Here is a 14,373-nt window from a genome sequence, read left to right as displayed (position 1 = left end):
ACACCCATGAAACCCCAGGCCCTTGCCGCCGCCGTGCTGCTCCTCGCGCCCCTGACCGCCTGCGGCGGCACCGCCTCCGCCGGCGACAGCGCCACGGTCACCGTCACGGTCGGCTACCAGTCCAAGACCATCAACGCCGTCACCGCCGGTACCCTGCTGCGCTCCCTCGGCTCCTTCGAGAAGCAGCTGAACGCCCTGCGCGACGGCCACACCTACAAGGTCGTCTGGCAGGACTACGCCACCGGCGCGCCCATCACGGCCCAGATGACCGCGGGCAAGATCGACATCGGCTCGATGGGTGACTTCCCGCTCCTCATCAACGCCGCCCGCGGCACACAGCTCGGCCGCCCCACCCACCTGGTCTCCGTCACCGGCTACAACCTGCGCGGCGGCCTCAACACCATCGTCACCGCACCCGACTCGAAGCTCGCATCCGTGACGGACCTGAAGGGCAAGAGGGTTTCCACGTCCGTCGGCTCCGCGGCCGACGGCACCCTCGTGCGGGCACTGCAGCGCGCCGGCATCGACCCCGACAGCGGCGTCGAGAAGCTCAACCAGCAGCCCGCCGTCGGCGCGTCCACCCTGGCCGCAGGCAGCACGGACGCGTTGTCGCAGTTCGTCGCCTGGCCTGGTCTGCTCGCCTACCAGGGCAAGGCGAAGGCCCTGTACGACGGCGCCCAGCTGAACCTGCCCACCTTCCACGGCGTCACCGCCCGCGAGGACTTCGCCGAGAAGCACCCGGCCGTGCTGGAGGCGTTCCTCAGGGCCCAGGCCGAGGCCACCGACTACCTGGGCGCGCATCCGGTGACCGCCGCCGAGAAGGTCGCCGACGCCACCGGCCTGCCCGCCGAGGTCGTCTACCTCTACAACGGCGCCCACGGCATCGCCACCTTCGACCCGGCGGTCAAACCGCAGCTCGTCTCCGCGCTGAAACAGGACGTCGCCATCCTCAAGGCGGCGAAACTGACCGGCGACATCGACGTGGACGCCTTCGTCGACGACCACTACGTGAAGCAGGCCCTCGGCGCCTCCTACACCCGGCGCCTGACCGCCACGCCCGCCCCGGCCGCCGCCGAGGTCTGGCCCAAAGGCGCGGACAAGACCCTCGAGCTGCCCTCCCCCGCGGCGCTGCTCAGCCACGTGAAGCGGCACCGCGACACCGTCCGCGCCGCCTACGTCGCCGACGCCACCACGGGCACCCCGTGGTTCGCCGACAAGGCGACCTGGGTGGCCGACGGCGCGAAGCTGCTGCCGTTCGTCGCCCCGGCCACCGCGCGGGCCTACGTGCTGGGCCACGGCGGTGCGCGTGTCGTCCCGTACGCGGAAGCTCTGGAGCGGGCCTCATGACGCGGTACGCGCTGCGCGTTCTCTCCCTCGCCGCGGCACTCGGCGTTTGGCAGCTGCTGACCGGCCTGGACGTCGACCTGTGGCTGCGCTTCTCGCAGTTCCCCACGGTCACCGACGTCGCCCACGCCTTCGCCCAGCGGCTGTCCGGCCCCGACTACTGGACGGACCTCACCGACAGCCTGACCCGTATCGCCTCCGGTTTCCTCCTCGCGGCCGTCCTCGGCGTGGCCGCCGGCGTGCTCGTGGCGCGCTCGCGGCTCGCCGAGGACCTGCTCGGCACACTGCTGGAAGTGGTCCGTCCCATCCCCGCGATCGCCCTGGTGCCGGTCGCGATCCTCCTCTTCCCGTCCAACGAGCAAGGCATCGTCTTCATCACCTGCACCGCCGCCTTCTTTCCCGTCCTGGTCTCCACCCGGCACGCAGTGCGCGCTCTGACCCCCGTGTGGGAGGAGGCGGTGCGCACCATGGGCGGCGGCCGGTGGCGTGTGCTGGGCTCGGTCGTACTGCCGGGCGCCCTGCCCGGCATCTTCGGCGGGCTGTCGGTCGGTATCGGCGTGTCGTGGATCTGCGTGATCTCCGCCGAGATGATCTCCGGCCAGTACGGCGTCGGCTACCGGACCTGGCAGGACTACACCGTCGTCGACTACCCGGGCGTGTTCGTCGGCATGGTCACGATCGGCGTGCTCGGCTGGATCACCTCCACCGCCGTGGAACTCCTCGGCCGCCGCCTGACGCACTGGCTGCCCCGCACGTCCCACGCCCCCACGGCACGCGTCCGCCCCGCCGGGACCGCCGCGTCGAACGCGCCGGGAGGCGCCGCCGTGGCCACGGCGTCCCCCGCGCCGAGCAAGGAGGCACGCGATGAGCACCTCGTCTGACACCCGCACGCCCACCCGGCCCGCGCCTTCTGCGGCACAGGCCGCGCGCGGTACCCGGCTCACCCTGCGCGGCGTCACTCTCGGCCGCCCCGACGCGCCCGCCGTCCACGGCGTCGACGTGGACATCGCGCCCGGCGAGATCCTCACCGTCGTCGGCCCCTCCGGCTGCGGCAAGTCGACGCTGCTGCGCACCCTCGCCGGGCTGCTGCCCCCGCTCGCCGGAACGGTGGAGCAGGACGGCCGGCCGCTGACAGGACCCGCCGCGGAGCGCGCCCTGGTCTTCCAGGAGGACGCGCTGCTGCCCTGGCGCACCCTGCGCGGCAACGTGGAACTCCCGCTCGCCATCGCCGGCGTCCCGCGCCGCACACGCCGGGCCCAGGCGCAGGAGTGGCTGGACCGCGTCCACCTCGCCGAACGTGCCGGGCAGTTGCCGCACCGCGTCTCCGGCGGGCAGCGCCAGCGCGCCCAGCTGGCCCGCGCCCTGGCCGGCCGGCCCCGCGCCGTGCTGATGGACGAGCCGTTCGGCGCGCTGGACGCCCAGACCCGGGCCGGCATGCAGGACCTGCTGGTGGAGGTGCTGCACGGCACGGGCGCCACCGTCGTCTTCGTCACCCACGACGTCGACGAGGCGCTGTTCCTCGGCGACCGGGTGGCGCTGGTCGGCTCCGGCGAACTGACCGCCGTACGCGATGTGCCGCGCCCCCGTGACCGGACGGCACACGACGACCCCGCGCGCGTGGCGCTGCGCCGCGACATCCTCTCCTCGCTCGGTACGTGAAAGGCACCCCGGTGACTGTCGAGAACACCACTGCGGACACTCCCCTGGCGATCCCCGCCCCCGGCGACGCCGAGGAGCTGACCTGCGACGTCCTCGTCATCGGCGGCGGCACCGCCGGGACGATGGCCGCGCTGACCGCCGCCGAGCGCGGCGCGGACGTGCTGCTGCTGGAGAAGGCCCACGTCCGTCACTCCGGCGCGCTCGCCATGGGCATGGACGGCGTCAACAACGCGGTCGTCCCCGGCCGGGCCGAACCCGACGACTACGTCGCCGAGATCACCCGCGCCAACGACGGCATCGTCGACCAGTCCACGGTCCGCCAGACGGCGACGCGCGGCTTCGCGATGGTGCAGCGGCTGGAGTCGTACGGCGTGAAGTTCGAGAAGGACGAGCACGGCGAGTACGCGGTCCGCCAGGTGCACCGCTCCGGTTCCTATGTGCTGCCCATGCCGGAGGGCAAGGACGTCAAGAAGGTCCTCTACCGGCAGCTGCGCCGGCGGGAGATGCGGGAGCGGATCCGCATCGAGAACCGGGTGATGCCGGTACGCGTCCTCACGGCGCGCGGGCGGGCCGTGGGAGCGGTCGGCTTCAACACCCGCACCGGCGCGTTCGTCACCGTCCGCGCGGGCGCGGTCATCCTCGCCACCGGCGCCTGCGGCCGCCTCGGTCTGCCCGCCTCCGGCTACCTGTACGGCACCTACGAGAACCCCACCAACGCGGGCGACGGCTACGCCATGGCGTACCACGCGGGCGCCGAACTCACCGGCATCGAGTGCTTCCAGATCAACCCGCTGATCAAGGACTACAACGGCCCGGCCTGCGCCTATGTCGCCAACCCCTTCGGCGGCTACCAGGTCAACCGGCACGGCGAGCGCTTCGTCGACTCCGACTACTGGTCGGGGCAGATGATGGCGGAGTTCGCCGCCGAGGTGGCCTCCGACCGGGGGCCGGTCTATCTCAAGCTCAGCCATCTGCCGGAGGAGTCGGTCGCGGCGCTGGAGTCGATCCTGCACTCCACGGAGCGCCCCACCCGCGGCGCCTTTCACTCCGGGCGCGGTCACGACTACCGCACCCACGACGTCGAGATGCACATCTCCGAGATCGGCCTGTGCGGCGGCCACTCCGCCTCGGGCGTCCGCGTCGACGACCACGCCCGCACCACCGTGCCCCGTCTGTACGCGGCCGGCGACCTGGCGTGCGTGCCGCACAACTACATGATCGGCGCCTTCGTCTTCGGCGACCTGGCCGGCGCGGACGCCGCCCAGTACACGCCCTACGAGGGCGACCTGCCCGAGGACCAGCTGCACGAGGCGCACGAGCTGGTCTACCGCCCGCTGCGCAACCCGGACGGCCCGCCGCAACAGCAGGTCGAGTACAAGCTGCGCCGCTTCGTGAACGACTACGTCGCCCCGCCGAAGTCCGGCGCCCGGCTCTCCCTGGCCCTGGAGGCGTTCGAGCGGATGCGCGCCGACATCGCGGCGATGGGGGCGCGCACCGCGCACGAGCTGATGCGGTGCGCGGAGGTCACCTTCATCCGTGACTGCGCGGAGATGGCCGCGCGCGCCTCCCTGGCCCGCACGGAGTCCCGCTGGGGCCTCTACCACGAGCGCCTCGACCATCCCGCGCGCGACGACGCCTCCTGGTTCCACCACCTCGATCTGCACAAATCCCCCTCTGGTGCGATGGAGTTCACGGCCCGTCCCGTGGCTCCCTATCTGGTCCCCGTGGAGGGGTACGCGCCGGTCGGCGGTTCCTCCCGTGCTCTGGGCGAGGTACGCCCGCAGGACGTGGCCACCGCCGGGTCGCGGGACGCTGCACCCGTGGCGGTCACGGGCGTCGCTGCCGAGCACTCCGAGCCGCAGGCGTCCTCGCAACTCCCGCGGCCGTCGGACGCCCTCCCCCGCACCGGACCGTCCGCCGGGCGTCTGCTGGAGCTGGTGGCCCTCGCCGAGGAACAGCCCGAACTGGACGCACTGCTCCCGTACTTGGCCGACCCGGCAGCCGCCGTCCGGCGCGAGGCGGTCGGCGTGCTGACCGAGACGCTGCCGGCCGGGACCGGGCCCGCGCTCGCCGCCGCGCTGCGCGACCCGGCCGCCGAGGTGCGCTCCGCGGCAGCCGCCTCCCTCCGTGAGCTGGTCGAGACCCTGCCGCCGGATCCCGCCCTGCGTGACGCTCTCGCCGCCGCCCTGGCCGAACCGGACGCCGTCGTCCGCGCCGCCGCCCTCGACGTCCTGCGGGCCCTGCGCCTCGGTGACGCCGGCCTGTTCGCCGGCTCCCTGACCGACACCGACATCACCGTGCGCATCGAGGCCGTACGGGCCCTCGTCTCCGTCGACGCGGCCGACGAACTGGCCCGCGCCGCCGCCACCGATCCCTCCCGCGAGGTCCGGGTCACGCTCGCCAAGGCGCTGGCCACGGTGGCGGCGACCACCCGCGCGGACGCCGCCCCCGCCGCCACCTCACCCGCTGCCGTCCTCGCGGCGCTCGCGGCCCTCACCGAGGACCCCGACGCGCTGGTGCGCGGTGCGGCCTACGAGGCGCTCGGCGCCGCCGGCTGCCCTGCCGCCCTGGCCGCGCGGGCCGTCGCCGCCCTGGCCGATGCGGCCTGGCAGGTCCGCGCCGGTGCCGCCACCGCCCTGTCGGCCGCGGACGCCACCGTGGCGGTGCCCGCGCTCGCCAAGGCGGTCGCCGATCCGAACGCCGACGTGCGCAAGGCCGCCGTCCTCGCCCTCACCCGGCGCGGCGACGCCGAGGGCGCCCGCGCGGCCCTCGCCACGGCCACCGCGGACACGGACGCCGACGTCAGGGCATACGCGGCACGGGGACTGTGACAGGAGGCCGAAGGTCCGGGTACGCGGCGGTCGCGGGCCCAACGGCGTACGCGGCACGGCAGATGTGACGCGGCGCCGGAGGTCCGGGTACGCGGCGGTCGCGGACCTCAGGGCGTAAGCGGCACGGGGGATGTGAGGCGGCGCCGGAAGTCCGGGTACGCGGCGGTCGCGGTCAGGAGCAGGGGCGCCGCCCGGCGCTCGGCGGGCGGGCCCGCTTCCGCCCCGACCTCGGCCCGCCGCACGCACCCGCTGCCGGGAGACCAACAGCGACCGCCGAGCGCCAAGCGCCCTATATCCAGTCCTCCGGCTCCGGTTCGACGTCGGGCCAGTGGTCCTCCGGATCCGCCACCCCGGCCCTCGCCACCCCCGCATCGCCGGCGCCGGCCCTCGCCACACCCGCACTCCCGGCGCCGGCCCTCGCCACACCCGCACTCCCGGCCCCGGCACTTGCCTCCCCCGGACCCGCCGCCCCGGGCCGGGCCTCCGCCGGCGCTGGCGTGCCGGTCGGGGCGTCCAGGCCCGCCAGGACTTCGAGCACGCCCTCCCCGTACGTCTCCAGCTTCTTCAGACCCACCCCGCCGACGGTTCCGAGCTCCCGCACCGACGTCGGCCACACCGTGACGATCTCGCGCAGCGTCGCGTCGTGGAAGATGACGTACGCCGGGACGCCCTGCTCGCGGGCCTGCTCGGCGCGCCAGGCACGCAGGGCCTCGAAGGCGGGCTGGAGCGAACCGGGCAGCTCGGCGGCGGCGGTCTTCGGCCTGCGTTCGCCGCCACGGCCGGAGGAGCCCGACGCCGAGCGGGAGGCCGCCGGCTTCTTCGGCTCCTTGCGCAGCGGCACCTCCCGCTCGCGCCGCAGCACCGAGCCGCTGGCCTCGGTGAGCACCAGCGTGCCGTACTCCCCCTCGACGGCGAGCAGTCCCTGAGCGAGGAGCTGGCGCACCACGCCGCGCCATTCGCCCTCGCCGAGTTCCGCGCCGATGCCGAACACCGACAGCTGGTCGTGGTCGAACTGGATCACCTTGCCGGTGCGCTTGCCCAGCAGGATGTCCACGATCTGCCCGGTGCCGAACTTCTGCCCGCGCTCGCGCTGCAGACGCACCACCGTCGACAGCACCTTCTGCGCGGCGACCGTGCCGTCCCACGTCTCCGGCGGGGTGAGACAGGTGTCGCAGTTGCCGCAGCCCACCTCGTCCGGTTCCTGCCCGAAGTAGGCGAGGAGCTGGCCGCGCCGGCACTGGACCGTCTCGCACAGGGCGAGCATGGCATCCAGGTGGGACTGGGCCCGCCGCCGGAAGGCCTCGTCGCCCTCACCGGACTGGATGAGCTTGCGCTGCTGGATGACGTCGTTGAGTCCGTAGGCCATCCAGGCCGTGGAGGGCAGTCCGTCGCGGCCGGCCCGGCCGGTCTCCTGGTAGTAGCCCTCGACCGACTTCGGCAGGTCCAGGTGGGCGACGAAACGCACGTCCGGCTTGTCGATGCCCATGCCGAAGGCGATGGTCGCCACCACGATCAGGCCGTCCTCCCGCAGGAAGCGCGACTGGTGCGCGGCGCGCGTGCCGGCGTCCAGGCCCGCGTGGTACGGCACCGCCTGGATGCCGTTGCCGGTGAGGAACTCGGCCGTCTTGTCCACGGAGTTGCGCGACAGGCAGTAGACGATGCCGGCGTCGCCCGGGTGTTCCTCCCGCAGGAAGCTCAGCAGCTGCTTCTTCGGGTCCGACTTCGACACGATCCGGTACTGGATGTTGGGACGGTCGAAGCTGGCCACGAAGTGCCGGGCGCGCGGCATGTTCAGCCGCTCGGTGATCTCCCGGTGCGTCGCATCGGTCGCCGTCGCGGTGAGCGCGATGCGCGGGACGTCCGGCCAGCGCTCGCCCAGCAGGGACAGGGTGAGGTAGTCGGGCCGGAAGTCGTGGCCCCACTGGGAGACGCAGTGCGCCTCGTCGATGGCGAAGACGGAGATCTTCCCGCGGGAGAGCAGGTCAAGGGTGGCGTCGACCCGCAGCCGCTCCGGCGCCAGGTACAGCAGGTCCAGCTCGCCCGCCAGGAACTCGGCCTCCACGACGCGCCGCTCGTCGAAGTCCTGCGTGGAGTTGATGAACCCGGCGCGCACACCGAGCGCGCGCAGCGCGTCCACCTGGTCCTGCATGAGCGCGATGAGCGGCGAGACGACGATCCCCGTGCCCGGTCTGACCAGGGCCGGGATCTGGTAGCACAGCGACTTGCCGCCGCCGGTCGGCATGAGGACGACCGCGTCCCCGCCGGCCACCACATGCTCGACGATCGCTTCCTGTTCGCCGCGGAAGGCCTCGTATCCGAAGACCCGGTGCAGTGTGGCGAGCGCCTCGCTCTCGCCCACGCCCGGCGCCTCGGTCATCTCTGCCATCTCGCTGATCACGCCCGTCCCGGCCATCGTCCCGTCCCCCGTGTGTCGTCCCTCGACCACTGCCTCCACGATAGGGGGCCGCGCCGACAGTGCCCGAGTTATCCACAGGCGCGCAGTGTGATCATCCGACCTCACCGCCGCACACCTGTGCCGTCCCCGCACCTCAGCCCAATGGCCCGCCCGGCGTGGCGGGCCCCCTGTGACGCGGGACATGCTGCTCGGGCGGGCCCCGGGGGGATCCGCAGCCGTCGTGTCCGTCCGTCCCGAGGAGATGTCCCGCATGCGTCCCCGCCTCGCCAAGGCCGTCCTCGCCCTGACCGCGTCCCTCTCCCTGTCCCTGGCCGCAGCGCCCGCCCACGCCGGCTCCGCGGGCCCGGAGCCGGTCCTGCCGGGGCAGCCCGCCCACGCCGCCTCCACGACCCCGGACCCCGCGCTGCGAGGGCAGCTCGCCCGCACCTACGAGGCGACCGCGAAGTACAGCTACCTGCCGAACGCGCTCGCCGACGGCTACCGGGCGCACATGTGCCTGGCCCGCGACCAGGGCGGGATGGGCTACCACTACTTCAACGAGTCCCGCTTCGGCTCACTCGACCCGACCAAGCCGGCCGGTCTCCTCTACGAGGACGACGGCAACGGCGGGCGCCGTCTCGTGGGGGTGGAGTGGGTCGTTCCTACCGCCGATGCCCAGGGCAAGCGGCCGCAGATCTTCGGCCAGGACTTTCAGGGTCCCATGGCCGGTCACTACCCGGGCATGCCGCGCCACTACGACCTGCATGCCTGGCTGTACAAGCCGAACCGCAACGGCCTGTTCGCCCAGTGGAACCCCGACGTGACCTGCCCGGCCTCCGGCATGCCGAAGAACTGACGACGCACGCGCGGGGCCCCGGTTCCTCCGACAAGGAACCAGGGCCCCACGGCCGTACCGGCTCAGCGCACGAACACGGCACGAACGGCTACGGCTCAGCGCACGAACACTCCCGCCTGGCTCGCCAGGTCCAGGAAGTACTGCGGCGCCACACCGAGCACCAGCGTGACCGCCACGCCGACACCGATCGCCGTCATCGTCAGCGGCGACGGCACGGCGACCGTCGGGCCCTCCGGGCGCGGCTCGCTGAAGAACATGAGCACGATCACGCGGATGTAGAAGAACGCGGCGATGGCCGACGAGATCACACCGATCACGACCAGCGGGGCCGCGCCGCCCTCGGCGGCCGCCTTGAAGACGGCGAACTTTCCGGCGAAGCCGGAGGTGAGCGGGATGCCCGCGAAGGCCAGCAGGAACACCGCGAACACGGCCGCCACCAGCGGCGAGCGCCGGCCGAGCCCCGCCCATTTCGACAGGTGTGTCGCCTCACCGCCCGCGTCGCGCACCAGCGTGACCACGGCGAACGCGCCGATTGTCACGAACGAGTACGCGGCCAGGTAGAACAGCACCGACGAGACGCCGTCGGGCGTGGTCGCGATGACACCCGCGAGGATGAATCCCGCGTGCGCGATCGACGAGTAGGCCAGCAGCCGCTTGATGTCGGTCTGCGTGATGGCGACGATCGCGCCGCCCAGCATGGTGACGATCGCGACGCCCCACATGACGGGCCGCCAGTCCCAGCGCATCCCGGGCAGGACGACGTAGAGGATCCGCAGCAGCGCGCCGAAGGCGGCCACCTTGGTCGCCGCGGCCATGAAGCCGGTCACCGGGGTCGGAGCGCCCTGGTAGACGTCCGGCGTCCACATGTGGAAGGGCACCGCGCCGACCTTGAACAGCAGGCCCATCACGATCATCGCGGTGCCGAGCAGCAGCAGCGCGTCGTTGCCCATGGTGTTCGCCAGGGCCGGGTCGACGTTGCTGATCGTGCCGTCGACGACCTGGGCGATCGTGCCGTAGGAGACCGAGCCCGCGTAGCCGTACAGCAGGGCGATGCCGAACAGGGTGAAGGCGGAGGCGAACGCGCCGAGCAGGAAGTACTTGACCGCGGCCTCCTGCGACATGAGCCGCTTGCGGCGGGCCAGGGCGCACAGCAGGTACAGCGGCAGCGAGAAGACCTCCAGCGCGACGAACAGGGTCAGCAGGTCGTTGGCCGACGGGAAGACCAGCATGCCGGCGACCGCGAACAGCAGCAGCGGGAAGACTTCGGTGGTGGTGAAACCGGCCTTCACGGCCGCCTTCTCGCTGTCGCCGCCCGGTACGGACGCGGCCTGCGCGGCGAAGGAGTCCACCGGCCGGCCGTGCGCGGCGGGGTCCAGGCGTCGCTCGGCGAAGGTGAACAGGCCGACCAGGGCGGCCAGCACGATCGTGCCCTGCAGGAAGAGCGCCGGCCCGTCGACGGCGATCGCGCCCATCGCGGCGATGTGCGCCTTGGTGGTGCCGTAGCCGTCCGCCGCGAGCGCGACGATGGCGGCGAAGGCGGCGGCGAGCGCGACGACGGACACGAACAGCTGGGCGTGGTAGCGCGCCTTGCGCGGCAGGAACGCCTCGATGAGGACTCCCACGATCGCGGCGCCGAGGACGATCAGGGTGGGCGACAATTGCCCGTATTCGATCTTCGGCGCGTCGATCTTGGAGATCGGGTCGGCCGCAGTTGTCCACAGGCTGTGGACGGCTGGTGTGCTCACTTGGCCGCCTCCACCTCGGGCCGGGGGTCCTTCTTGTGTACGTCGGACAGGGTCTGTTTGACCGCCGGGTTGACGATGTCCGTGACGGGCTTCGGGTAGACGCCCAGGAAGATCAGCAGGACCACGAGCGGGGCCACGACGACCAGCTCGCGCACCCGGAGGTCGGGCATCGCGGAGACCTCCGGCTTCACCGGGCCGGTCATCGTCCGCTGGTACAGCACCAGCGTGTACAGCGCGGCCAGCACGATGCCGAGCGTGGCGATGATGCCGATCGCCGGGTAGCGGGAGAACGTGCCGACCAGCACCAGGAACTCACTGACGAACGGCGCCAGACCCGGCAGCGACAGAGTCGCGAGACCACCGATCAGGAACGTGCCGGCGAGCACCGGGGCGACCTTCTGCACCCCGCCGTAGTCCGCGATGAGCCGCGAGCCGCGCCGGGAGATGAGGAAGCCGGCGACCAGCATCAGCGCGGCCGTCGAGATGCCGTGGTTGACCATGTACAGCGTCGCGCCGGACTGGCCCTGACTGGTCATCGCGAAGATGCCGAGGATGATGAAGCCGAAGTGCGAGATCGACGCGTACGCGATCAGGCGCTTGATGTCGCGCTGGCCGACGGCGAGCAGCGCGCCGTAGATGATGCTGATGACCGCCAGGACGAGGATCACCGGCGTCGCCCACTTCGACGCCTCCGGGAAGAGCTGGAGACAGAAGCGCAGCATCGCGAAGGTGCCGACCTTGTCGACGACCGCCGTGATGAGGACGGCGACCGGCGCGGTGGACTCCTGCATGGCGTTGGGCAGCCAGGTGTGCAGCGGCCACAGCGGCGCCTTCACCGCGAAGGCGAAGAAGAAGCCGAGGAACAGCCAGCGTTCGGTGCTGGTCGCCATGTGCAGCGAGCCGTTGGCCCGGGCCTGGGCGATCTCGGCGAGGGAGAAGTTCCCGGCGACCACGTACAGACCGATCACCGCGGCCAGCATGATCAGACCGCCGACCAGGTTGTAGAGCAGGAACTTCACGGCCGCGTACGACCGTTGGGTGGACGCCGCTTCCTCGCCGTGCTCATGGGCACGGTCACCGAAGCCGCCGATGAGGAAGTACATCGGGATCAGCATGGCTTCGAAGAAGATGTAGAAGAGGAAGACGTCGGTGGCCTCGAAGGAGAGGATCACCATCGCCTCGACGGCCAGGATCAGCGCGAAGAAGCCCTGCGTGGGCCGCCAGCGCCGGCTGCCGGTCTCCAGCGGGTCGGCGTCGTGCCAGCCCGCCAGGACGATGAACGGGATCAGCAGGGCGGTCAGCGCGACCAGCGCCACCGCGATGCCGTCCACGCCCAGTTCGTAGCGCACCCCGAAGTTCTTGATCCAGGCGTGCGACTCGGTGAGCTGGTAGCGGCCTCCGCCCGGGTCGAAGCGGACCAGGACCGTGACCGCCAGGGCGAGCGTGGCGAGCGAGAACAGCAGCGCCAGCCATTTGGCGGCGGTGCGCCGCGCGGCCGGCACGGCGGCCGTGGCGATGGCCCCGATGGCCGGGAGCGCCGCCGTCGCTGTCAGCAGAGGAAAGGACATCGGTATCAGACCGCCCTCATCAGCAGGGTCGCGGCAATGAGCAGTGCCGCACCGCCGAACATCGAGACCGCGTACGACCGCGCGAAGCCGTTCTGCAGTCGCCGCAGCCGTCCGGACAGGCCGCCGACGGAGGCCGCCGTGCCGTTGACGACACCGTCGACCAGGGTGTGGTCGACGTAGACCAGGGAGCGCGTCAGGTGTTCGCCGCCGCGGACCAGGACGACGTGGTTGAAGTCGTCCTGCAGCAGGTCGCGGCGGGCGGCCCGGGTGAGCAGCGAGCCGCGCGGGGCGACGGCCGGGACGGACTTGCGGCCGTACTGGGCCCAGGCGATGGCCACGCCGATGACGAGGCACACCATGGTGGCGCCGGTGACCACCGCCGCGCTGAGCGGCGAGTCGCCCTCGCTGTGCCCGGTGACGGGCTCCAGCCAGTTCAGGAAGCGGTCGCCGATGCTGAAGAACGCGCCCCCGAAGACCGATCCGACGGCCAGCACGATCATCGGGATCGTCATGACCTTCGGCGACTCGTGCGGGTGCGGCTCGCTGTGTGCGCCGCGGGTCTCCGCCGCGGGCTCCACGCTGGGCTCGGCCGGGGACGGCGTCGGCGCGTTGCGCCAGCGCTCCTCGCCGAAGAACGTCATCAGCATCACGCGCGTCATGTAGAACGCGGTGATGGCCGCGCCCAGCAGGGCCGCACCGCCGAGGATCCAGCCCTCGGTGCCGCCCTTGGCGAACGCCGCCTCGATGATCTTGTCCTTGGAGAAGAAGCCGGACAGACCGGGGAAGCCGATGATCGCGAGGTAGCCGAGGCCGAAGGTGACGAACGTGACCGGCATGTACTTGCGCAGGCCGCCGTAGCGGCGCATGTCGACCTCGTCGTTCATGCCGTGCATGACGGAACCGGCGCCGAGGAAGAGGCCGGCCTTGAAGAAGCCGTGCGTCACCAGGTGCATGATCGCGAAGACGTAGCCGATCGGGCCGAGGCCCGCGGCCAGCACCATGTAGCCGATCTGCGACATGGTCGAGCCGGCCAGGGCCTTCTTGATGTCGTCCTTGGCGCAACCGACGATCGCACCGAACAGCAGCGTCACCGCGCCGACCACGGTGACGACGAGCTGCGCGTCGGGCGCCGCGTTGAAGATCGCCGCGGAGCGCACGATGAGGTAGACGCCCGCGGTCACCATCGTCGCGGCGTGGATGAGGGCCGAGACCGGGGTCGGGCCCTCCATGGCGTCCCCGAGCCAGGACTGCAGCGGCACCTGGGCGGACTTGCCGCAGGCGGCGAGCAGCAGCATCAGGGCGATCGCGGTGAGCTTGCCCTCCGTGGCGCCGCCGACCAGGCCGGGCGCCTCGTGCGTGCCGAGGACCGGGCCGAAGGCGAAGGTGCCGAAGGTGGTGAACATCAGCATGATGGCGATCGACAGGCCCATGTCGCCGACGCGGTTGACCAGGAAGGCCTTCTTCGCCGCGGTGGCCGCGCTGGGCTTGTGCTGCCAGAAGCCGATGAGCAGGTAGGAGGCGAGACCGACACCCTCCCAGCCGACGTACAGCAGCAGGTAGTTGTCGGCGAGGACGAGCAGCAGCATCGCCGCGAGGAACAGGTTGAGGTAGCCGAAGAAGCGGCGGCGGCGCTCGTCGTGCTCCATGTACCCGACCGAGTACAGGTGGATCAGCGAGCCGACGCCGGTGATCAGCAGGACGAACGTCATCGACAGCTGGTCCAGGCGGAAGGCGGCGTCCGCCCGGAAGCCCTCGACCGGCACCCAGCTGAACAGGTGCTGGGTCAGGGTGCGGTGTGCGGCGTCCTTGCCCAGCAGGTCGGAGAAGAGGACGAGAGCGAACACGAAGGACACGGCCGACAGCAGTGTGCCGATCCAGTGGCCGACGCGGTCCAGGCGCCGGCCACCGACCAGGAGGACGGCCGCTCCGAGCAGGGGCGCCGCGATGAGCAGCGCAATCAGGTTCTCCACGATTC

At 72.0% G+C, this 14,373-nt stretch carries 9 protein-coding genes; 5 read left to right on the top strand and 4 right to left on the bottom strand.

From position 1 onward, the window contains the following. The first annotated feature begins 6 nt into the window (after positions 1–6). The 4 genes from AC0B9F_RS20895 to AC0B9F_RS20880 are packed head-to-tail and all read left to right on the top strand — an operon-like array spanning position 7 to position 5,834. On the top strand, positions 7–1,347 hold the full coding sequence (locus AC0B9F_RS20895) for an ABC transporter substrate-binding protein (RefSeq protein WP_472004729.1): 1,341 nt from the start codon (positions 7–9) through the stop codon (positions 1,345–1,347). Then, complete coding sequence (locus AC0B9F_RS20890; protein ID WP_472004726.1) at positions 1,344–2,225, top strand: ABC transporter permease; 882 nt, start codon at positions 1,344–1,346, stop codon at positions 2,223–2,225. Before AC0B9F_RS20895 ends, AC0B9F_RS20890 begins: the two co-directional genes overlap by 4 nt. Then, on the top strand, positions 2,209–3,003 hold the full coding sequence (locus tag AC0B9F_RS20885; RefSeq protein WP_472004723.1) for an ABC transporter ATP-binding protein: 795 nt from the start codon (positions 2,209–2,211) through the stop codon (positions 3,001–3,003). The genes AC0B9F_RS20890 and AC0B9F_RS20885 overlap by 17 nt, the downstream gene beginning before the upstream one ends. 11 nt (positions 3,004–3,014) lie before the next feature. Continuing rightward, complete coding sequence (locus AC0B9F_RS20880) at positions 3,015–5,834, top strand: fumarate reductase/succinate dehydrogenase flavoprotein subunit (RefSeq protein WP_472004720.1); 2,820 nt, start codon at positions 3,015–3,017, stop codon at positions 5,832–5,834. Between the two features lie 289 nt (positions 5,835–6,123). On the opposite strand, the gene recQ is transcribed toward AC0B9F_RS20880, so the two are convergent. Beyond that, a complete protein-coding gene (recQ, locus tag AC0B9F_RS20875) occupies positions 6,124–8,247 on the bottom strand; it encodes a DNA helicase RecQ (RefSeq protein ID WP_472005311.1) in 2,124 nt (707 codons plus the stop codon). 223 nt (positions 8,248–8,470) lie between these two features. On the opposite strand from recQ, the gene AC0B9F_RS20870 reads away from it, so the two are divergent. Next, positions 8,471–9,085, top strand: coding sequence for a hypothetical protein (locus AC0B9F_RS20870; RefSeq protein WP_472004718.1), 615 nt, complete (start codon positions 8,471–8,473; stop codon positions 9,083–9,085). Between the two features lie 95 nt (positions 9,086–9,180). Here the strand turns inward: AC0B9F_RS20870 and nuoN are convergent, their stop codons facing one another. Genes nuoN through nuoL form a run of 3 tightly spaced genes read right to left on the bottom strand, consistent with a single transcriptional unit; the run spans position 9,181 to position 14,368 of the window. Then, a complete protein-coding gene (gene nuoN, locus AC0B9F_RS20865; RefSeq protein ID WP_472004716.1) occupies positions 9,181–10,830 on the bottom strand; it encodes an NADH-quinone oxidoreductase subunit NuoN in 1,650 nt (549 codons plus the stop codon). Then, positions 10,827–12,398 carry an NADH-quinone oxidoreductase subunit M gene (locus tag AC0B9F_RS20860; protein ID WP_472004714.1) on the bottom strand — a complete coding sequence of 524 codons (1,572 nt, stop codon included), beginning with the start codon at positions 12,396–12,398 and terminating at the stop codon, positions 10,827–10,829. Before AC0B9F_RS20860 ends, nuoN begins: the two co-directional genes overlap by 4 nt. A 5-nt stretch (positions 12,399–12,403) precedes the next feature. Continuing rightward, positions 12,404–14,368, bottom strand: a complete 1,965-nt coding sequence (gene nuoL / locus AC0B9F_RS20855) for an NADH-quinone oxidoreductase subunit L (RefSeq protein WP_472004713.1) — start codon at positions 14,366–14,368, stop codon at positions 12,404–12,406. Positions 14,369–14,373 lie beyond the last annotated feature (5 nt).

The sequence above is a fragment of the Streptomyces sp. NPDC097129 genome, from assembly GCF_055668065.1.
Note: the sequence above shows the minus strand (reverse complement) of the source record. Positions and strands in the feature narration are given on the sequence as shown.

What these genes read in the sequence shown, in the direction of transcription:
- AC0B9F_RS20895 (WP_472004729.1), top strand. Translation starts at nt 7, where the DNA reads ATGAAACCCCAGGCCCTTGCCGCCGCCGTGCTGCTCCTCGCGCCCCTG.
- AC0B9F_RS20890 (WP_472004726.1), top strand. Translation starts at nt 1,344, where the DNA reads ATGACGCGGTACGCGCTGCGCGTTCTCTCCCTCGCCGCGGCACTCGGC.
- AC0B9F_RS20885 (WP_472004723.1), top strand. Translation starts at nt 2,209, where the DNA reads ATGAGCACCTCGTCTGACACCCGCACGCCCACCCGGCCCGCGCCTTCT.
- recQ (WP_472005311.1), bottom strand. Translation starts at nt 8,247, where the DNA reads ATGGCCGGGACGGGCGTGATCAGCGAGATGGCAGAGATGACCGAGGCG.
- AC0B9F_RS20860 (WP_472004714.1), bottom strand. Translation starts at nt 12,398, where the DNA reads ATGTCCTTTCCTCTGCTGACAGCGACGGCGGCGCTCCCGGCCATCGGG.